We start from the raw sequence: 20,870 nt of genomic DNA, 5'->3' as shown, positions 1-20,870 counted from the left end.
TTAGCACCCTCCATCTTCAATAATATTTGTTAAATCTTTATATGATTTTACTTTACTTGCGTTTAAAACTTTGATAAGTCCGCCATTTTCAATATAACTAATAACAAAAATTGGTTTGCTATAATTGACGTTTGGGAATTCTGATTCAAAACATTCAACATCTTCAAATTCTCTTTCGCTTTCAAAAAATTGTACATCGTACTTGTCAACATCACTGTGCTGACGTACCTCATTATTAATTATTTCATTTGATTTCAACATCATGTCAAAATATGTTTTGGGTTCTTCCTCAAACATTCCCATTTTTTTAATTAAATCATACAACGTATATGTTGTATACGTTTCGTTTGTGTCTACCTCCTCAGTATCAAAATAAGCATTTTTCAGTTCATTTTCAAATTCGTTTAAACGTGTTGGAGTTAAAACATCTTTAAAAAAGAAACTACTTTTTGCGATTTCAAGTTCTCCATAATAATCAGTTAAATAAGACACTTCATAATAAAATTTATTGTTTTCATCTTTTTCAATTTTAATATATTTTTTATCTTCCACTTTAATTTCACCTTTTTAAATTAATAAAATGTTATACAATAATCTTCATCATATACATTTTCTTTTTCAATTCGGTACGTGCACAAATCGCCGTATCGTTTTTTTACGTCATACACCAATTTATCTTTTAAGTCCTTTTCATGCTTATAATAGTAAAATGGATAAGGTAACCCAACATTTAAAGCGCTGACAACATTAATTAATATTCTGCTTATTCTTTCTGATTCATCAAAAAGATGCAAAAAACTGTTTTTATAGTCGAGTGAATCCATTTCTAGCATGTGTTTTTCATTTTTCAGCCATGAGCGTAAACTGTAAAAATCTTCAAATTCTTTTGTTTTAAATACTACTGTATCAGCTTCGAGATAATTATACATAATATACTTGATTTCTAAAGGACTATAAAAAGTTTTGCATTTTATTGATAATTTATAGGTACCATTTTTTAATTTTTCAATTTCAGCAAATTCGACGGTATGGCTGTCTTTATTATTAAAACTGTCTGTATAATAGTCCCATTTCAAAAAATAACGGTTTTCTGTTTCTATTTGTTCTAGCAAATCAAGATTGTGCCTTTCCATTCTTTTCATTTTTTGATACTCCTAACACATAGTAATTTTTATTATTCCTTATGCGCTTACTTTTAAAATTTGATAAGCACATAAGGAATAACCTAACCTTTAAAATTCTAACCTTTTAATTTTTAAGCCTCGACACTTAAAATGTCGGCAAGTAAATAGTTTTGGTAACCAGTTTTTTGTGTAACGATATAAGCCCATTTACCGCCGTTTATTTTTTCCTTTTCATCAAGCTGGCGGATTTCTTCCAAATCGTGAAGTTTAAAAAAAGCGTCTATCATTCTTTCAATTTCAACATCATTATATTTTATAATGTCTTGCACATATATTAAATTTTTTTGAATGTATCCCATTTCTGATAATATTTCGTAAACGACTAATTTTAATTGTTGATTCATTTTGGTCTGCTCCTTTATTTTATTTTAAACTGCCCTAATCGGCATAATTACATAATCAAAAGTGTTGCTTTTGTCAGTAATTTTTATTGGTTGAATTCTACCATAAAGATTTAAACAATAAAAATCTTCATTATTAGCTTTGTCAAAATCTTTTAGAAACTCAAAAGCGTTTAACAAGTATTCTGTATTTAGAACAATCTTTTTCACATCATTATTATCTATTTTTTTGTTATAGAAAGTATATGACAATTCTAAACGTTGCGCTTCTTCATCATTCCCTGAGTAAGCAGTCAATAAATAATTATCATTTTCATTCAATTCTAATTGTACTAATTTAACTTTTAAATTTTTAAATAATTTAAGTACGTTTAAAATGATATTGATTTCACCATCAATAAAAATAATAACATTTTTTACGTCGTCATCTTTCGGAATTACGTTTTCAAAATTAGGAAAATTATAAGGGTATTCGCTTCTACTCTTATCATTTTCGTTTTTAGGATTGATTAGCATATTGTTATATTCATGTTGATGGTTTATTCTCACAAGTCTATGACCGTCTGTAAAATCAATAAGATTATCGTTAAGGTGCATATACTTTAAAATTCGATTTTTTGTGTTTTTTGTTATCTTTTTAGCGTGTTTTGTAATTGTCTTTAATTCCATTTTTCATTTCCTCCTCAGCTTTAACAAGCGCCCAATCGTCTAACATTAACGCTAATTTGTAACCTTTTTCGTCCATTAACTCAAATTGTTTAACGTCAAATGGTTCGTCGCTTGCGTCAAATTCTTTATATAAAACCTCTTCATTAACAATAGTAAAAACTGTATTTTTCAAATATTCTTCGCTTAATCGAGGTACGTTATAGTGCTCTGCAAATTCAAGATAATTGTTAATGTCGATTATTTCGACATTAACACCAATTTTAAAATTTTGTACTAATTTCATTTCAAACACTCCTAATTTTATAATTTTTTAATTTTTAACAAATGGCACAATCTCAGTTTTTTCAACAACAACAAAATAGTCTGTTAAATACTCACCGTCTGTTTCGGGTACGGGTAGCCCGTTCGCATCTTCAACGATAGAAAATGTTAAATATGTTATTTGTCCATCGGATGACGTATCAATATCAATGTCGTTTTCTTCAACATCATAGTAATCTTGCAGGACCTCAAGAACATCATAAAAATTATTGCTTTTTGATTCACCGAGGTTAAAACCGCCGGTAGTAATTACGTCCCCGCTCCAGTCTTGTAATTTTTCATTAAATTTTGTGAATTGCTTCATTATAACTCTTACGTTAAATTTCATTTTTATTTTTCTCCTCGTTTTCACAGTGATTTTTTTGTTATTGCGTTATATGTCGATTTACCAGCCGAAACCAGTTCTAACAATTTGATTATCTTTTGTTTTGTGGAAAATGCTGTCGTCCCATGAATTTATTAAGTCGGGCGTTAACTCTTCATAATCAATATATTCGAACAAATCGGGCGCATTGCCCCCACTGATTTCATTTGCAAAATAACCGAGACCATACCAGCCTTCGAAAACCTCATATTGTGCAAAATCTGTTGCGGTCGGGAATAAGAATAATTCTTCGTTTTCCCATTCTCCACCCCCTTTTTCAGCTAGTAATTCATTATAAATTTTTGGGTATTTTGTTTTTAGCTCCTCAGCGTTTTTAAATGTTTTCATTTCATACTCATATAACATCTTATGTTCCCCCATTTTTATATTATTTTATTTTTTAACTTTTTTAGTTTACTTCAATTGATTTAACGTAATCACCTTTGTAAGTGATTTTGTACACAGCGCCTTTGACAAGGTTGTTACTGTAAATTGTATATTGCTGATTTTTGTTCAACATTTTTGAATCTTCCGCATGCTTGAACACTCTTAACCTTTGAGCGTCCTCAGCGATTGCGTATGATGTTGATGTTTTTTGTGTTTGTTCAATCTGTCTTTCCGTGCTTGCGTCGAGACTGTCAAAGTCTGTTTGTGACGCTTGTGAGTTTGGCGAAAGTAATAAGGTGCTTGCTGTTATAAGTGTTTTTAGCATTGTGGTCGTCTCCTTTAAAAGTTTATAATGAAAATGTGATTATGTTCATCATCACGCCCGATATGCGTATATTCGCCACTCCAAAGCAAGTCACGCCCTAACGATTCAAAATCGAAATAAGATGAGATGAATTCATTATCTAGTCTTATTTCTTCAAAATAAGACGTTTCCACTTCGTAATAGCCGAGCGCTTCAAAGGCTGACACATCACAGTCTAAAATTAAAACACGGTTGTTTTCAACACATTTGATGATGTCGGCGTTTTCGTACTCTCCTTTTATTTTAGTTGCGACAAAACTGTCGAATGTCGCTTTTTTGATGACTTTTACCATTTCCCCAATGTCATCAATTGAATGAAACTCACTTACTTCAAGCAAGTCACTTTCAGAATCTGAAATAAACCATTCATTACCTTTACCAGCAATAGTGTTGATATATGTGCTCATTGCATCGAATTCAGTAAGTGCATCGAACCATTTACCAACAAGATTACCAGCATTGTATTCAGTTAAATCGCTGATAAAAAGATTAAACTGAATTTTGTTTTCATTTTGTTTGTTTTCCATTTTAATTACCTACCTTTAGTTAAATAATTTATTCCTAATCGCCAAGTTACTAAAACAATTTTTTTAATAAGTCTTTTTGACTTACTAGGACGCCTAAAGTAAAGCTACATAATAGAGCGCCATACACGCCTTGAATTCCTTTGTATTCAAATGTAATGCGAGGGTGTGAGTAACCTCCCCCGTTATTCGCTTTAGTAGGGTCTGCGTTTTGGTTTGTCTCTTCGACTTCGATTATTTTAAATGTTGTCATTATGAAACCTCTCTTTTATTTATAATTTATTTCTTAACCTTATATCTATATTATACACACGTAAACTTAATATATCAAGAACTTTAACGTAAACTTTTACACTATCGGTGTGTATTTACATCTAATATGTAACAGTGATGTATAATTGTAATATTGCATAAATAGTAATGTTTGTTCACTTATTTACCTTTTAATTGTACCACAATCAAGCGACTGAGTCACTAAGAATATGATGAATTATTATGCATATACATTGTATAAATATGTATATGCGCATACACTCATATAAGCCCATATAAGTGCCCTATTGCATGATAAGACAAATAGGATACGTAATATCTGGACGCTTAAGAATGCGTTAAACGTTGAATATAAAGTTGTATGACGATTTGACAAATTGCGTGAAATGTGGTAAGGTGTATGAATGATTATTAGTGTAATAAGTAACTGTGTTGGTTGGCTAAGTCTTGCAGGATTATTGTATAAGATAGCCCGCTATTTATGATGGGTAGTTATTGTATAGTTATTTGATTAGATGTAGATGTTAATTTATTTAATTGATGTAATTGAATTGATAATCAATTAATGAGTGCAGGATATATGTTTAGATTGATATTAGGTTTATTATTTATCTGGCAGTATTAATATAAGAATGCGTGACGAATGGATATGATTAATAATTGATTGATATGTTAATGTATGTAGGTGTGATAAGAATGAAGTGTTAATGAATATAAGATGATAGTTAATAATAATTGATATTGAGTTGTATATGATAATGAGTGTGATGTGTGAATGAGTATAGAGTGAGATTAGATATATAACGATAATTAAATGATAGTATAATAAATAATGATTGATATTGAGTGTGTAGTTAGATTATAAGTGACTGGATATTAAGTTGATGTGGGTGATTAGTGTAGACGTGTATTAAGTATAGTTAGGTGAATGGTTTAAGTATATATTGAGTTGTGGATATAATTGTTTATTATTATGGATTATATTATTTATAATTATATTATTTGAGTTATTATGTTTTGATTTGTATTTATTGAAATTGTGATATGAGTGTGTGGAAATGGAGTGATGTTGGGGTAGTGTTGTTGAGCGAGTGATGAGTTGTTTGTGCTGGGTAGCTGTTGGGTGGATTGAGCTGTGTGTGATGAGCTGGGACGTATGGGAAATAAGAGTATGGAGTTGTTGGGGAGTATGGAACTGGGTGAGGAAAATAATGTGTGTGTGAGGTGGAATGATGGATACATTTGTTTGTTGGGTGTAGACACATTTTCCACTGTTATGGGTACCAAAATTTTTTAAAAAAATTGATTAAATTTTAAATCATAATTTAATTCAATGATTCACCTTGTGTAAAATTATCCATGTGCTTCTACTGGAAGTTATAAAGCATCTTCCACATGTCCTATTTTCTACTTTCTTTCTCAACACGTGAAAGCCCCAGCAACCTCAATTTTAGGGGGCAAATTTGGGGCTGGTCATATAACGTTTATTATCTGAACGCCGTTTTTGCTCGGGTTTTTGTCCGGGGGGGTGGTTTAGGATTACGACCCGTTTGATGTAAAATTACATCGGTGTACTGTCCAAAAATCACCTCACCATTGACTAAATTACATATCAAATTTTTCCCCATTTTTCTCACCTTTTCCATTTCTCACAAATTACACAATTTTTTCTGCCACATTTTCGTCACAATTTTACCACTCAGTTTTCCCACCTAACTCACCACATTACTCCCTATTCTCCCTTCTTGTACCTACCTTACACAATTACATATGCACTCTTACCATTCATCTCACACTCCATTACTCCACGCACCAAATTTTTTTACCTCCCACCTACAACTCAATGAATCATATATCAATCAACGACATTTTATCCTCAAATAACACCCTTTCAGCATTCATCAAAACTAAAAATCCTATCAGTTTCATTTTTAACCACATGAGTTATGTGTGATATATTTCTATACGCTTGATTAAATTAAACATCAACTCCAAATATCTCACTCGACCAACTTTTTTTATTTCCAGTTTTTTATTTTAAATTTCAGTCAACTCCTCAATCATTAATTGACAACTAAGTTGTTCTATAATCTTTTATCACGTTCATTCCTCTCACTTTTAGAACCTATTTTTAGCATGTCAGTTTCCTGTAATCTAAGCTATAATTTATTTATAATTAATTTGTTGAAAATATTGGCTAATATTGATTTGGTTAAATCCTAAATCAAATTTGTTATAAGATATTTCTTACAAGAAACCTAATATTCTTCCACAGTCATTCACTTTTTAGCTTCCAATTAATCTCTTATTCAATCTCAATATTGTTTCACCCCAATCAATTTACTCCAATTTTCACTACTTTCTCTTAGAAAACTAACTAAAAATGTCAGAATATGTCTAAAAACAAATAAAAAGAGACTGAAATTAATCAGTCTCTTTAATCAATATTACGCTTTTAAGTTACGTAATCTCTTATTCATTATTTTCTTTAGCAAATCAACTAGGTCATCTTTCAAGAAATCTTTACGGATTGGATACCCTTTATTCATTTCTTCAAGATAATTGTTTATGTATTGATGACTTAACAACGTCTTAATTACTCTAAGGAATCTTACAGAATCGTCTTGCTGCTCACACAGATAGTATTGAAATTCTAACTCTAAGTTTCCTTCACGATTAATCACATTCTTTAGCTCAACGCTTAGCATTCTTTCAGTATTATTCTTAGTTACTGTTAGACCTATCAATGAATTCAAAGTTGCCATTACATCTTTAAACTCATTAATCATCGCATATTGCTCCAAGACACTTTATCTGCAATTCTTTCAACTTCTTTAAGCATTGAAACTACATCATTCAAACTAACTTTACCTTTCATTCTTCTCTTAGGACATTCTTTGATATATCCTCTTGTAGCAGCTTGAATAGATGCATAGAACCCTCTAAATTTCCAACTCTTAGTAGTTTTCTTTTTTCTTTCCTTGATGTCAAAATCATACTCTAAGGATTCTAATTCTAAGTTATCTGAATCACCACGTCTAATAATCCTAAAATCATAAGGTAATTCAATTTCTAAAGTTATCTCATTATTTTTCATTTCTTCTTCACCTTTTAATTTATTTTTTTAAAGTATCGCTTACCCTTTGAAATAAACTGTTAGCTATTTATACATTATAATCAATACAAGTTATTTCCCAATGGCTTTGCTTATTTAAGTTTTGCTGTGTATACAACTTGAATAATATGACAAGATTTATTTTACACCATTTCTTTATCAAGTTCAATAATTTATTTCTTATGAACAAAAAAATCTTCCTCAAATTCTATCGTCCATTCTGAGTTTGCTATTTAATCGCTCAGCAAGCGTTAATTGATTTTTGGTACTAACTATCCAAAAAGTGCTATCGTTTGTCTACGTGGCTTATAACGCATTAGTTTTGAAAAATGATGAATTTGAGATTTGAGATTAAAATCAATCATTTTGCTCATTCAAAAATCACCCATGTGGCAATCCAAATTACTATCGTCCATTTCTGATAGGCTATTAGCCCGCTGAGAGCGTTTCAAACACTTTTAGGTAGTTTATATCCAAAAATACTTACTTCGTATTCTAGCCCGTAAAATAACGCTCCTCGTAAGCGATGCCTCTGATGCCCATTAAATCGGGCTTTCTGATAATTTATTAGTCCCTGTGGTTATGCGAATTATAAATCTAAACGTTAGATTCATAGACGCTTTCCTTTTGCTTTAGCAAAATGGGAAGCAAAGGAAAGCCCTGCGGAACGTTAGTGACGTTAGGCTTTACTGAAAGGTTTTTTCAATCAATCCCACACAGCTCTAAAATTTGAAAATCGGCGCCAAATTTGACGTATTTTTTGTCTCGAAGAGCTCTCACCCTTACTCTCCCAAGGGTTTGAGCTGATTGTGAAATTTTTAAAAATACCGCTTGGGGCACCACTTTTTTGACCCTTTTAAGTTATTAAGAATATATTTTTGCTTACGCTCATCAGTTTTAGCTTGTCCTATATTCTCTTATGAGGGGTAAAAAAATTCGCACCCACATGATTAAAATTCAGAGTCAAAAAATAAAAATACTTCGCTGACAAACTCGCCGTTTCTTTTGGTTGTAAATTGCTCAAGTCTGTAATTTTGATTAGTATAATTCTTTAGCTCTCTGTGTTGCTTTTTAAAAGTTCCTAAACTTGCTCCAACCTTTTTAGCAAGAGAGTTCTTATTCACTTTAAATCGTGAATAGCTAGTAGTAATTTTGTTAGCAAGCATATCCTTTACAACACAAGCGAGATACAAACTTTGCACCGACAAATTACCTTTTACGGTATCAAATAATGATTTGTATGTGATTGTTATGTATTTATCACCTTGAACATCAATTGGTGGTTTCACTAATTCCATTTCTTGACCTTTCTTTCGAGAAACGCCTTTAGTGTGTCTAATTGGTTCAATAGACCTAACTGGTAAAGTTAATCGATTTGCATCTATCATTTTTTCTTTTTCGTCCTTACTTAATGATTTAAACATAGTGTATTTACCAAAATAATTCCGTTTCTCTTTATCCTCAACGTACGACACACTATATTCAACAGGGAAATCATATTGAGTGCCGATAAATTGGTTCTCAACCAAATAACTAGATTTTGTGAACAGTTTTCTTAATTTCTCATTGTACTTTAATCCTAAGAATTGACAAATAATTTCCAAATTTATGTGGTGTCTTCTATAAGTGTAGTTCGCTTCTTTGTACACAAGTATAATACCTGCATACAACAAAAGGGATTTGGCTTTAATAGCATTTGTAGTGTCCAAACCTTCCAAATATGTCATAAACTCTTTAGGAATCACTATCTTGAAATGGGAATTACTTTCCCTGAACACCCCCTTTCTCATTCTCTCAATTTCCTCGTTGCTTAATAAAAATCTCCAATTATTGTTTTTCTTTACTCTTTTCTCCATTTTTCTCCCTCTTATTATATTTTAATTTATTTCCTTATTTCAAAAATTCACCCATAAAACATTTTCTGCTTTTACCTTTGTCTGTCTTAATTGCTTGTACAATTGCTCCTGATTCAGCAAACAATAAACATTTATCAATTGTTCGAGTTAAAGCAGTATACAAAAATTGTCTACTCAATAATGCAAATTCGTTAAACGTTACAATGACTAGCAGTGTTTTAAAACCTGACCCTTGAGAACGATGCACACTAATAGCGTAACCTAAATCTAATACACCGATTTCATTATCATTTTCATTCTTAGCGTAGAACACTGGCTCGTCAATTCCTTCAAACTTAATCAACATACCCACGCCTTCTACACATTCTAAAATCGTGCCAAATGTGCCGTTAAACACAGCAGCAGAAGCGTGTTCAGCTTCTTCTCTATCAATAAACTTGTTACTATACATTACAAAATTAGATTGACTCATAATTGTTACACCATAGTTGTTACCTTGTTGAATAACTCTGTCACCTTTTCTAAACGTATGCTTTAAACCTTTAATCTCTTCTTTTCCACTAGAAGCTGGGTTAAAAATTTCTTGTAAATGCTTATTCATATTTAGGACTGAATAGTCACCCTTTTCTTTCAATCCGACAATTACTTGAAAATCTTCATTTCTCATTTCCGGATTATCAGCATAGCGTTGTGCTGTTTGAAGTACGTCATTCAAGATTAAAGACTTATCTCGATAATAATTCTCATAGAAATCATTACTAGCTCCCGAGATTTTTCTACCACTTTCGTTATATTTAATAATTTGTTTTCCTTCACGAACCATGTTGGCAGCACTCAAAGTACCTGAATCTTGCGCTTGTCTATGAACTTCTTTCAATGTTACGTGAGCAAACTCAGTAGAACTTAATAAATAATCAAATACTGCACCGTGTCCAATTGCTGGTAATTGTCCACTATCACCGACAATAATGAGTGGCGAACCTGATGGAATTGCACTGATTAAATCTAAAAATAGTTTGTTATTAACCATAGATGCCTCATCTAAAATGTAGACAGCTGATGGTAACGGGTTGAGTTCATTATGAAAAAAGCCACCAGTTGTAGGTTCGAATTTTAGCAATCTGTGAATTGTACTAGCATTTAATCCGTTCATAGAAAGTACATTAGCCGCTTTACCTGATAAGCTACATGCAGCGTGGTTATTTTCGATACTTTCAACAGCGGCTCTTAGTAAACTTGTTTTCCCCGAACCCGCTTTACCGTCTAGGACAAAAATCCCATTTGTTATAGCTTTCTCAATTCCTTCTCGTTGTTCTTTGTTGAACTTAAAACCTTGTTCCTCTTCTAACTTTTCTACAATCGTTTCATCAATATTATTAGGGATAAAACCGTCTCGTAATCTTCTTAAGTGACCAACAATTTGCTTTTCTTCATTTCTGTATGTATGTAAAGTAATAAATCCTTCGTTATAGTAAATAGCATTGTGGTTAATAATCTCTTCAAATACTTTATCATCGACCTCATCAATACCCAAAATGTCACATAAATCTTTTTCAAACTTATCGATTGGAATTTTTGTGTCTCCGTAACCAACGATTTGCTCAATAACGTACAATGCACCTGCCACAATACGTCGTTTATCTTTAGGAGATACACCTTGTTTTAAAGCATATTGGTCTACAGTTTTGAACCCAAAACCAGATACCTCAGTTAATTTATAGACGTCGTTTTTAACAATCTGCACGACTTTCTCTGGACTACCAAAGTGTTCCGATAATTTGATGACACTTTTAATGCCGGCACCTAAAGGAGAAAGCGCTACAATCGCTTTGCTATATTCATTGTAGTTCAATAGTTTTGCGATTATCTTTGCTGCGGTTGCTTCTTGAATGCCATGAACCGTAGTTAAGTTGATTTTCTTATTAATAATATCCTCAATAATGTTCTCGTTTGGAAAAGATGATAAAATATCTCTCGCTTGCTTTTCAGTTAAGATTTGATATAAGAATTCTTCTTGAGACTTTCTGTCTTTCAAACCATCAGACTTTACTTCGACAAAATTGTAAACGTCAACATTTCTTCTTTCATCAAAGCCTTCAATAAATCTCACCTTATATGAATTACCTTCAATTAACGCCGGTGTATTTCCAACGATTGTAAAATTCTTATATGTAGAATGCAATTTTACTTCTGGATTAATCTCATCAGCGAATTTAAAACCATATGCACCATACATGCTCCCCTCATTGTAAAACAGCTCCTTAGTTACTGTTAATTCTTCTTCAAACTCTCTAAAAGTTTTTTTCATGTAATCTTCCTCATTTCATTTTTATTTGCCTTACAGAAATAAATTATAACACCAAAGAAATGTGTTGACAATAGAAATAAATTATTTTATAATCAAGTCAAGAAAAAGAAATTACATAACAAGGAGAAAATGAAAGATGATTATTAGTTTAGAAAATATTGAAAGTTTAGCTGAAGAGCTAGGATATAAATGCGAGGATTTAAAGAAATTAGAAAAAAATGAATATATGATGTCTACTAAGGATATTAAGATTAAACGTTTAGGTTGGGACTGTTGGCTTAGCTTCGAGAAGAAGAAATCAGAACCAGTTGTTTTAATTCCATGGAAAATTGAGCGTGATAATAAGAGAAGACAAGTATGGAGACAATTTATGAATTGTTGTAATTACGCTTTGAGATATGGTGAGGAACGCACAGAAGCAATCGCTAGAGGAATTGATGAAAGCATGATGGTTGAGATTGTTAGTGACCATAAATTTATCTCTCAACAAATCAAGAAAACAACTACCCCGCTGTCAGAGGAGAATGGATTCACGAAAACCCTTGACAAGATTGCTGACTACATCTTATTTAGCAAGTTTGATAATAAAGAGCAAGAAGAGGAGCATATTAAGTTAAAGAAAGAAATTGCGCAACTAGAAAGTAAAAAGAAAACTGAAAAGAATAAAAATAAATTATTTGATGCTAAACACAAAAAGAAAGATACACCGTATATGAAAGTTAAGCGTTTAAAAAGTTTACCTCCACAATATTTAGTGTTAAATACTGAAGACGATGAATCACAGGTTGTTAAACCAGATTACGTAGTTAATTACACAAGGGTTGACAGACAAATGGAGAAAGGCAAGTTTGATGAGAGTATGGAAGCGTTTTGGGAACGTTTTTCACCTAGTAAACCAAACGAAATTCCGTTTTATGATAAAGAACCTGTTAATTATAAAGAGCTTGCTTATTCTACAATGAAGCAATACATAGCTGAAATTCAGCAACTTGAAGATAAGCCTTTTTCTCCAAACAGAGCAAAAGTTATTTCAAATTTGAAAGGTGAAATGCGAGATGCACTAAAGGTTTTAAGAAAAGTAATCCACTTTCAACCTAGTATCTCAATTGATGAAGTAATTCCAGATGATGCTTGGAATTGTTTGAGCCTCAGAGACGCAGAAGTTTACTCTGTGCTCCTATATAATTACTCAGAACTATACGAAAAGTATAAGCCAAAAGTTAATACAAACATGTGGGCGTTACTTAGAACTTTTGAAGATTTGGCAGAGAAAACATCGTGGAGTAAAGAAGAAGCTCATATTGTCGACTTGATGTTGAATTCAGGTGTTACCAAATTAGAAGAAATACAAGAAGCATTAAGAGAAGATTACAAGTTAGAATATGAAAAATACCAATTGTCAAGAATTATCAATAAGCAATTACCAAAAATATTAGTTGAGACACATGAAAAGCAATTAGAAGATTGGATTTGGATTCATCGACGCAAAGGAAAATATAAAACTTGCAATTCGTGTGGTGAAGTTAAATTAGCCGTCGACAATCGATATTTTATGAAAAATAGTAGTGGTTACCTAGGCTTAAGGTCAGTTTGCAAGTCATGTGAAAAGTCATGATTTAAAAAGTTTTGGTGAAAAATTGCAATTTTACCTACTTTTGTAGACAATATATAGTGAAGGGGTATCACAATCGTTGAGATTCACTGATATTAACCTTAATAAAAATAAATTATTATACATAATCAAGGAGGTTACCCCTTGATTGGCAGAGTAACCTCTGTTTTTATAGTTTTTTAAGCCAGTCAAAAAATAATAAAAGTTATAGGAGAGATTTATAATGGGAGTACGCTTATCAAAGAAATTAATTATTAAGGAATTACAAGAACAATGTTTAGATTTAGGAGTAAAACTAAGTTTAGACCAAACAAGTAAAATTATTACGGCTTTTGAAAATACGATTGAGGAAGCTATTTTAGCTGCGGACTCAAAAGAATATGATTCTTTCGGTTTTTCATTTGGACAATTTAAAGTTATTGATGTACCACAACGTTCAGGACATTCTAGTTTATTCGGTAAGGATTGGGTAACTGGAGCACATAAACGAGTACATTTACAGTTTTCAGCACCACTTAAACGTCGCTTAAAAGAAGAAACTTTAAAACCAGTTGAATAATAAAAGGAGAATATATAATTATGGCTAAACTTACAAATACAGTTTCATTCAAGAACGCAGTTATTGATTTAGAAAACGACACTATCACAGAAGTTACTAAAGATACAGAATCGACTTTCAAGTTATCAGAAATTATCGCTCGATTTGAAGATAAATATGTTTCATTCTCGATTAAAGAAGACACTGAAGTTCACGGGAATGAATAATCATGAACATGTTTCGTAAGGACGGAGAATCATTTGCCGAATATCAGTACCGTTTGTACGAAAATAAAGAGAGTTTGGGGCTCAGTAATCAACAGATTGCTGATTTCCTGAACCACGAAAATGGTACTGATTATGACGAATCAAAGTACAGAAAAGAATATCAAATCTTCAAGAATGTTTGGGAATCAATGTTCAAGAAACAACACACAGCTTCCCTACCTGATGAATTTCTTGAGGAATTAACTAAAGAACAACTCAAGATGAATGAAAAGAATCGTGCTATCACAAAAATGTTGCAAGACCAACGACGAGAATATAGAAAGTTATTAGATTTCTCAGGAAGGTTTGAACACATTAAGGACGAGATTTTTAGCAATATTTCAGCTTTACCAGCAATACCAACACCCCCTACTTTTCCGACCGCTGAGAGACAAGAGAAAGAGCTAATTGTTCTCATGTCAGATTGGCATATTGGCGCAGAGTATGACGGTCGTTTTGGTAAATATAACGTTAAAATTGCGAAAGAGCGAGTCCGTTACTATCTTTCAGAAGTGCTGAATGAGATTAAGACACATGGACATAACAAAGTACATTTAGCGCATTTAGGAGACGGTATCGGTGGAAATATTCACATATCAAGCCGTGTAGCCGCTTCAGAAGATGCTGTACAACAATTAATGATTTTATGTGAGTTACTTACTGAGTTTGTATCTGAGGTTGCTAAAGTTGTAACAGATGTTTCAGTTTATTCAGTTGTTGGGAATCACGGAAGGTTAATCCCACAGAAAGACGCAGTTAGAAGTCATGAAGAGAACTTTGAAAAGTTAATAATTTGGCACCTTCAAGCTAGATTAGCAAACTATAAGAATATCACATTTCATGAGGACAGAGACGGATTAGTGGAAGCTAATGTTCTAGGAGAGAGTGTAGTGTTTGCACATGGTGATTTAGACAAGATTGCTAATGGCTCAGATAAATTAGCACAAATGTTATCATATGTTCCTCAATGGATTTTTATCGGTCATGTACACCATTCTTTTGAGAAAAATTTTGGTATCACGACTGTTATTGTTAATCCAAGCGGAATTGGGCATGACTCTTACAGTGCCTCAGGACGATTTGGTGGTCGTGCTGGGCAAAAGATGGTTACATTTGAGAAATCGAAACTTGGTGGTATTAATCATTCGGTTAAGCTAATTAACTTTAACTAACTTATACATAATTAACGACAACGCCTCCACTCCTTTTTAGGCAGATACGCTCTGATGTGGGGGTATTACATAACGCCTGACGTACGAAAAACCCTCCCGTTCAATCGAACATTAATACCTATGGGAGTGCTGTCTGGTTACAGGCTTGAGATAGTAATTTAACATTAGGTTGGACATGTGAGAGACACCACATGTTGCTCGGCAGAAGCTATATATCTGACTGTTGGTCTCACTGGAGACATCTTCCAGTTAGTGTCTAATTTTAGGAGAAATCGTGCAGGGTTTTGCTTACTCATCTGATTTAAAATCTGTCACTAATTCCGTGTAAAAATACCCTTTTACATCTGTGTCTAAAATCATTTATAAATAAAAATAGGAGAACCATGCCTACTTTTTCCAAACAGGGATAGCTCAAAATTAGGTAGTTCCTTGAGAGCGAAAATAAGTTGGTCAGCTTTTACTCAGAAGAAGCATCAGAGAGTAAAAAGTGATTCCTAAGGATAGTATGGAGGAAAAATTCTATCGGACGCTTGGTGTATAACTCAAGTTTAGGTGTTGTCTGAGTTATAACATACAGGGAGTTGATGCTTACCGTATAACTTGGTGTGTTCCCATAATTCAACTAAACACCTGATTATCCTTTACTTATGGTTTAGGGTTCGCAAAGGTTTTAAGCGTTGAACCGATAATCAGTGCTAGAACAAAGGGTTGTGATAAGTCATCTAGCTAATGCTCATCTCGTCTGAATATTAAATGGCGAGGTTATCATGGCACATATCCATAAAATTTTATGTTTAGTACACTTAGTCAAGACACAGCAAGACTAGCTGTCTATGTCGATTGTAAAGAGTTTTGACTTGTGAAAATAGTCACTTCCTTATAATCGTTCTAAATACAAAACAATGGATAACACAAGGAAATAAACTATATGTTTGTAGGTTCTGTGATGAGAATTATAGAGCTGAGTTAATTCGTTTGGCTATTAAGGTAGACGTATCGAGATAGCTTAGTTTGCTAATGGACGCATTTAGCGAACTCTCCAGTTGTTTAAAAACTTACATTCATTATGATACTTGAAGTTACTGGTTTCATAGTATCATCTTTAAATATTGAAAACTGTGTCTAGGGGATTTTAATTCTTTAGGTACAGTTTTGAGTGTTTAAAAACGCTCTCGTTTCTTTTTCTTTCCATGATAATTCCCCTTTCATTTTACCGACTTATACAAGGTCGGTTTTTTGTTGGTTGGACGATGGTCTCCCCTTACCTCTCTCCTACCATCGCCCACCGAACAAAAAATAATTAGGTGGTGTTTATGTGGCAATAAGAGATGCCAAAGTTGAAAAGATTAAAACATGTGTTCACTGCAACAGAAACCTAGTTAGAGATACTAATTTTATATCAATAAATGGTAAAAACGCCGCTTTCCCAGATGGATATTATCCAGTGTGTAAGCGTTGTATAGAAGAGCTAGTAAATGAGCCTGTTGAGGGATATAAAAACTTTATAAACGTACTTATGGGTGTTAATCGACCGTACAAAGAAGAAGAATTTAATAAAGTAGGACGACAAAGATACAAATACTTAGTAAGAAAAAATCCTACACGAAATAAGGAGTTGTTTATTGAATCAGATAGATTCTTTAACGCATATGAAGCAAAACTTACAGAGGATACGATTGAAAAACTAACCCCCGAAGAGTTAAGAGATTGTCAATTGTATTGGGGAGAAGAATATGTCGAAGATGAATATTTGTTTTTAATAAGCAGATATGAAGACTACTGTAACGCTTACGATGTCGATACGCCAACATTCCAAAATATTATCACTCAGATTTGTCAATTAGAACTCGATATTAGGAAGAAACGTATAAAGTCAGTTAGCACAAAAGATGAAACTAAAATGATTATGGACTTAATGAGGACTGCTGGTATCGCTCCTTCTCAAGAAAAAGCGAGCAAAACCAATGAGAATGAAACATTTGGGGTCATGGTAAAACGTTGGGAGAACGAGAAGCCAGTACCAGAAGTACTACCAGAGTTTAAGGATATTGATAATATTGAAAAATATATGAGAAATAATTTCTTATCTCCTATGTTGACTTCACTAGAAGCTGAAAACCCTTATGAAGAAGAATACCAAGAACATGTGGAGAAATACGGTATCTCTGAGGACGAGTTATTAGGGAGTAATAAAAAATAATGGGTTTTAGTGTAAGTAATGGTACTCATAGAAGTCAATATCACTCTAAAGTAAATTTATTCAAGTTAAGACGTAATCATAGAAAAACAGAATCTAAGTCTGTATCAGCTATGAAGAATATAGCGATATGGATAGCTTATTACAGAGAGAACCCGCATAGATTTGTGTTGGAATTTTTGAACATTAATCTGAAACCGTTTCAATGCGTACTTTTGTGGGCGATGATACAACATCATTACTTTGTATTTATTGCCTCGAGGGGCATCGGGAAGTCCTTTTTATCTGCGGTGTATTGCGTAACTAGATGTGTACTTTTTCCGGGTACAAAGATAGTTGTTACAGCCCCTACTAAGTCACAAGGTATCTTGATTCTTGAGAAGATTGAGAATGAGATTTTACCTAATGCTCCACTACTACAAAGAGAAATAGCTGAATTAAAGACTGGTAACCAAAAGCCAATTATCGTATTCCAAAATGGTAGTTGGATTAGAGTTGCAGCTTCAAATGACAATGCTCGTGGCTATCGTGCTAATTTACTTTTGGTCGATGAGTTTGTAAAAGTTGACCCTGATATTATTAACTCGGTATTTAAGAAGATGTTGACGTCTCAACGTGAACCATTGTTCTTAACTAAGCCGGAGTACAAAGACTATAAACGAGAAGAAAACATGCAGATGTACTTATCATCAGCATGGTATAAATCTCATTGGGGTTACACAACAACACTTAATTACACAAAACATATGCTAAAGAAAAAGAGTGAAGATGCATTAAGGTCATTTGTTTGTCATGTCCCCTATTATACAGGCGTGCAAGAAAAATTATATTCACATGAAAGTATGAAAGCAGAAGCACAAGCAGATGGTTTTACCAAGATGAAATTTGCTATGGAGATGGAAGCTCGTTGGTGGGGAGAATCAGAATCAGCCTTCTTTAATTTTAACAAGATTGATATTAACAGAAAAATTACTGAGGCTTTCTATCCAAGAGAGGTTACTGAGCACACAAACATAGTAAACCCTAAAAAAGAACCAAAAGAAAAAAGAATACTATCTGTCGACGTTGCTCGTATGGGTGGTAATTCAAATGACGCTTCTGTATTTAGCTTAATCAGGCTGGTACCTAAGAATAAACAATACGAACGGCAACTGGTCTATATGCAAGATATGGAAGGAGAAGACTTCCTAACTCAAGCAATAAGAATTAGGCAACTTTATGATGATTTTGATTGTGATTACATTGTGCTTGACTCTAGAAACGTTGGTTATGGTATTTTAGATAATTTGAGAGTGCCATTATTAGACACTGAACGTGGTATTGAATATGAGCCGCTAAATGTTTATAACGACGATAAATTGGCAGCAACATCAAAGTTTCCTGAAGCACCACGGGTAATCTACACAATTAATGCCACTAATGAGAAAAACATGGAGATGGCGAACTTATTAGCGGATAACTTTATGCGTGGTAAGTTTAGACTATTAATAAGAGAAGAATTAGCAGAGGAGCTAATGAGAAACAATAATAAAATAAAATTCTCTCATTTAAAGAATAATATTCAAGCATTATTGAAATATCCATTTAGACAAACAGAAATGTTCATTAATGAAGCTATGAATTTAGAACAAGTTAATATGGAAGGTGGAGCCTTCAAACTTGTTACATACGGAACGGCACGTAAGGATAGATACTCTTCTGTATCTTATGGGAACCAATTTGCTACCGTACTAGAACGTGAACTACAACGTACTGCAAAAACAACAAACTTTAGAAACTTTGGTTCGATGAGGAAACCAAAAGCAATAGTATAGAAAGGTGTGAGTAAGTTCGTTGGAAGATAAAAAAGATATTACTAAATTTCAAGAATACATAAGAAATTATTCTACTGCAAGAAAACTACCTTTAACAAATCACCACAGCCTTTCAGCTTTGTATAACACTTCTAGAACCTCACTTGATGAAGTTTCTAATGTAGACGTTTTAAAGTGGATTAGAAAGCCTGAAAAGTTTTATAGCAACCTAATTAAATTATCTAATATGCTATATAAAACATCTGGTGAATATCGTAGTTTACTAAACTATTACATCAACATGGCTCGTTTTTATTATGTTTTAAATCCGATTCATAATGATACTAAAGCTATGGGAGAAAATAAGGTAAAAAAAGACTTATCTAAATTATCCATACAACTTAACAAAATGAATCTTAAACATGAGTTATCTAAGGTTTTTAAAACTTGCGTCATCGAAGATATTTATTTTGGATACGAGATAGAAGATAACGACAATTACTTTTTACTTAAATTAGACCCTAACTATTGTAAAATCAATGGAATCGCCGATGGCATGTATACATTCACTTTCAACTTAACTTATTTTAATGACCGAAAAGAATTACTAACTACATTTCCTGAAGAGTTCCAAAGAGCTTACAAAATCATGAAGATTAACAATGGTAATAGATGGTTTGAACCAGATTTTACAAAATCGGTATGTTTTAAATTTAATGAAGACGACGTGGAGATATTCCCACCCTTCTCAGCAATGTTTGAACCATTGTTAGAGTTAAATGACTATAAGAAGTTGAAAAAAGCTGGAGCTAAGATTAATAACTACATGTTGTTACATCAGAAAGTTCCTATGTTTGATAACAAGAATAATGATTATCAAGCTGATAACTTCTCAATCTCTTCTGATGCTTTAGATTATTTCAGTATGTTGGTGAATGAGAATCTACCAGAAGAAATTGGTGCTATCGTTTCGCCAATGGAGATTAATCCTATCAAACTGGATAAAGATGATAAGAACGATAAAGTTCAAGAAGCAACACGTGATGTTTATAATTCATCTGGTGTTTCAGCTCACATCTTTAACAATGATAAAAACTCAACTGGCGGGTTACAATATTCTGTTAAGAAAGATGAGCAATTAGTTATCAACTTTTACAGACAGGTTGAGCGTTGGTTAAATAGAAAAATTAGATTTGGAAATATTGTAGCTAAAACTCAATGGCGTGTTACTTTATTGAACGTAACTGCTATGAGTGAGGATAAATATTTAGAACAATTAATCAAATCTGGAACCCTAGGATTTGCGGTTAGAGGCGAAATAGCAGCTATGCATGGACAAGATTACCATACGTTAATGACCACGCTTGAACTAGAGAATGAGATTCTTGATTTAGACATTAAAATGGTTCCACTGGCTAGTTCTCACACTGGAGGAATCAACAATGCTTTAGAGAGTAAGAATGAAACTGAATCTAAAGGCGGACGTCCCCAAAAAGATAGCGACGAGATTAGCCAAAGTGGACAAACAAACATTGATTCATCACAAGGAAGAGATGAAGAAAGTTCTTTAAAAGGTGGTGAATAAA

At 32.8% G+C, this 20,870-nt stretch carries 21 protein-coding genes; 7 read left to right on the top strand and 14 right to left on the bottom strand.

The genetic code is table 11. The annotated features are described in order from the left end of the window. The 14 genes from EL101_RS05100 to EL101_RS05035 form a co-directional block, all read right to left on the bottom strand. Positions 1-552, bottom strand: a complete 552-nt coding sequence (locus EL101_RS05100) for a hypothetical protein (protein WP_096597486.1) — start codon at positions 550-552, stop codon at positions 1-3. A 20-nt stretch (positions 553-572) separates the two neighbouring features. Next, the gene (locus EL101_RS05095) at positions 573-1,142 is read right to left on the bottom strand and encodes a hypothetical protein (protein WP_096597488.1); all 570 of its coding nucleotides are present in this window, start codon (positions 1,140-1,142) and stop codon (positions 573-575) included. Between the two features lie 113 nt (positions 1,143-1,255). Beyond that, complete coding sequence (locus EL101_RS05090) at positions 1,256-1,528, bottom strand: hypothetical protein (RefSeq protein WP_096597490.1); 273 nt, start codon at positions 1,526-1,528, stop codon at positions 1,256-1,258. A 24-nt stretch (positions 1,529-1,552) separates the two neighbouring features. Then, positions 1,553-2,194, bottom strand: coding sequence for a hypothetical protein (locus EL101_RS05085; RefSeq protein ID WP_096597492.1), 642 nt, complete (start codon positions 2,192-2,194; stop codon positions 1,553-1,555). Further along, positions 2,163-2,477, bottom strand: coding sequence for a hypothetical protein (locus EL101_RS05080; protein WP_096597494.1), 315 nt, complete (start codon positions 2,475-2,477; stop codon positions 2,163-2,165). The genes EL101_RS05085 and EL101_RS05080 overlap by 32 nt, the downstream gene beginning before the upstream one ends. A gap of 27 nt (positions 2,478-2,504) precedes the next feature. After that, a complete protein-coding gene (locus EL101_RS05075) occupies positions 2,505-2,843 on the bottom strand; it encodes a hypothetical protein (RefSeq protein WP_096597496.1) in 339 nt (112 codons plus the stop codon). A 57-nt stretch (positions 2,844-2,900) separates the two neighbouring features. Next, a complete protein-coding gene (locus EL101_RS05070; RefSeq protein ID WP_126489874.1) occupies positions 2,901-3,227 on the bottom strand; it encodes a hypothetical protein in 327 nt (108 codons plus the stop codon). A 61-nt stretch (positions 3,228-3,288) separates the two neighbouring features. Next, complete coding sequence (locus EL101_RS05065; RefSeq protein WP_096597499.1) at positions 3,289-3,591, bottom strand: hypothetical protein; 303 nt, start codon at positions 3,589-3,591, stop codon at positions 3,289-3,291. A 14-nt stretch (positions 3,592-3,605) separates the two neighbouring features. Further along, positions 3,606-4,157, bottom strand: a complete 552-nt coding sequence (locus tag EL101_RS05060; protein ID WP_096597501.1) for an antirestriction protein ArdA — start codon at positions 4,155-4,157, stop codon at positions 3,606-3,608. Between the two features lie 49 nt (positions 4,158-4,206). After that, complete coding sequence (locus tag EL101_RS05055) at positions 4,207-4,407, bottom strand: hypothetical protein (RefSeq protein ID WP_096597503.1); 201 nt, start codon at positions 4,405-4,407, stop codon at positions 4,207-4,209. 2,467 nt (positions 4,408-6,874) lie between these two features. Further along, a complete protein-coding gene (locus EL101_RS05050; RefSeq protein ID WP_096597505.1) occupies positions 6,875-7,216 on the bottom strand; it encodes a hypothetical protein in 342 nt (113 codons plus the stop codon). Beyond that, positions 7,213-7,524: a hypothetical protein gene (locus EL101_RS05045; protein WP_096597507.1), complete on the bottom strand. Its 312-nt coding sequence runs from the start codon at positions 7,522-7,524 to the stop codon at positions 7,213-7,215. Before EL101_RS05045 ends, EL101_RS05050 begins: the two co-directional genes overlap by 4 nt. 968 nt (positions 7,525-8,492) lie before the next feature. Continuing rightward, a complete protein-coding gene (locus EL101_RS05040; protein WP_096597509.1) occupies positions 8,493-9,398 on the bottom strand; it encodes a hypothetical protein in 906 nt (301 codons plus the stop codon). 34 nt (positions 9,399-9,432) lie between these two features. Then, a complete protein-coding gene (locus tag EL101_RS05035) occupies positions 9,433-11,706 on the bottom strand; it encodes an AAA family ATPase (protein WP_096597511.1) in 2,274 nt (757 codons plus the stop codon). A gap of 136 nt (positions 11,707-11,842) precedes the next feature. On the opposite strand from EL101_RS05035, the gene EL101_RS05030 reads away from it, so the two are divergent. The 7 genes from EL101_RS05030 to EL101_RS05000 all read left to right on the top strand — a co-directional run bounded on the left by EL101_RS05030 (position 11,843) and on the right by EL101_RS05000 (position 20,869). After that, positions 11,843-13,321, top strand: coding sequence for a hypothetical protein (locus EL101_RS05030; protein WP_096597513.1), 1,479 nt, complete (start codon positions 11,843-11,845; stop codon positions 13,319-13,321). A 220-nt stretch (positions 13,322-13,541) separates the two neighbouring features. Next, positions 13,542-13,877, top strand: a complete 336-nt coding sequence (locus EL101_RS05025) for an HU family DNA-binding protein (protein WP_096597515.1) — start codon at positions 13,542-13,544, stop codon at positions 13,875-13,877. Positions 13,878-13,897: 20 nt separating this feature from the next. Next, a complete protein-coding gene (locus tag EL101_RS05020) occupies positions 13,898-14,083 on the top strand; it encodes a YonK family protein (RefSeq protein WP_096597517.1) in 186 nt (61 codons plus the stop codon). Positions 14,084-14,085: 2 nt separating this feature from the next. Further along, entirely contained in the window at positions 14,086-15,294 is a 1,209-nt protein-coding gene (locus tag EL101_RS05015) for a metallophosphoesterase family protein (RefSeq protein ID WP_096597519.1), read from the top strand. Between the two features lie 1,315 nt (positions 15,295-16,609). Next, positions 16,610-17,494 carry a hypothetical protein gene (locus tag EL101_RS05010; RefSeq protein ID WP_096597521.1) on the top strand — a complete coding sequence of 295 codons (885 nt, stop codon included), beginning with the start codon at positions 16,610-16,612 and terminating at the stop codon, positions 17,492-17,494. Then, positions 17,494-19,305 (top strand): terminase large subunit domain-containing protein, encoded by a 1,812-nt coding sequence (locus EL101_RS05005; RefSeq protein ID WP_096597523.1) that lies wholly within the window; start codon positions 17,494-17,496, stop codon positions 19,303-19,305. Before EL101_RS05010 ends, EL101_RS05005 begins: the two co-directional genes overlap by 1 nt. Before the next feature lie 19 nt (positions 19,306-19,324). Continuing rightward, on the top strand, positions 19,325-20,869 hold the full coding sequence (locus EL101_RS05000) for a hypothetical protein (protein WP_096597525.1): 1,545 nt from the start codon (positions 19,325-19,327) through the stop codon (positions 20,867-20,869). The last annotated feature ends 1 nt before the right edge of the window (position 20,870 follow it).

Source organism: Staphylococcus delphini (genome assembly GCF_900636325.1).
Classification (GTDB): Bacteria; Bacillota; Bacilli; order Staphylococcales; family Staphylococcaceae; genus Staphylococcus; species Staphylococcus delphini.
Note: the sequence above shows the minus strand (reverse complement) of the source record. Positions and strands in the feature narration are given on the sequence as shown.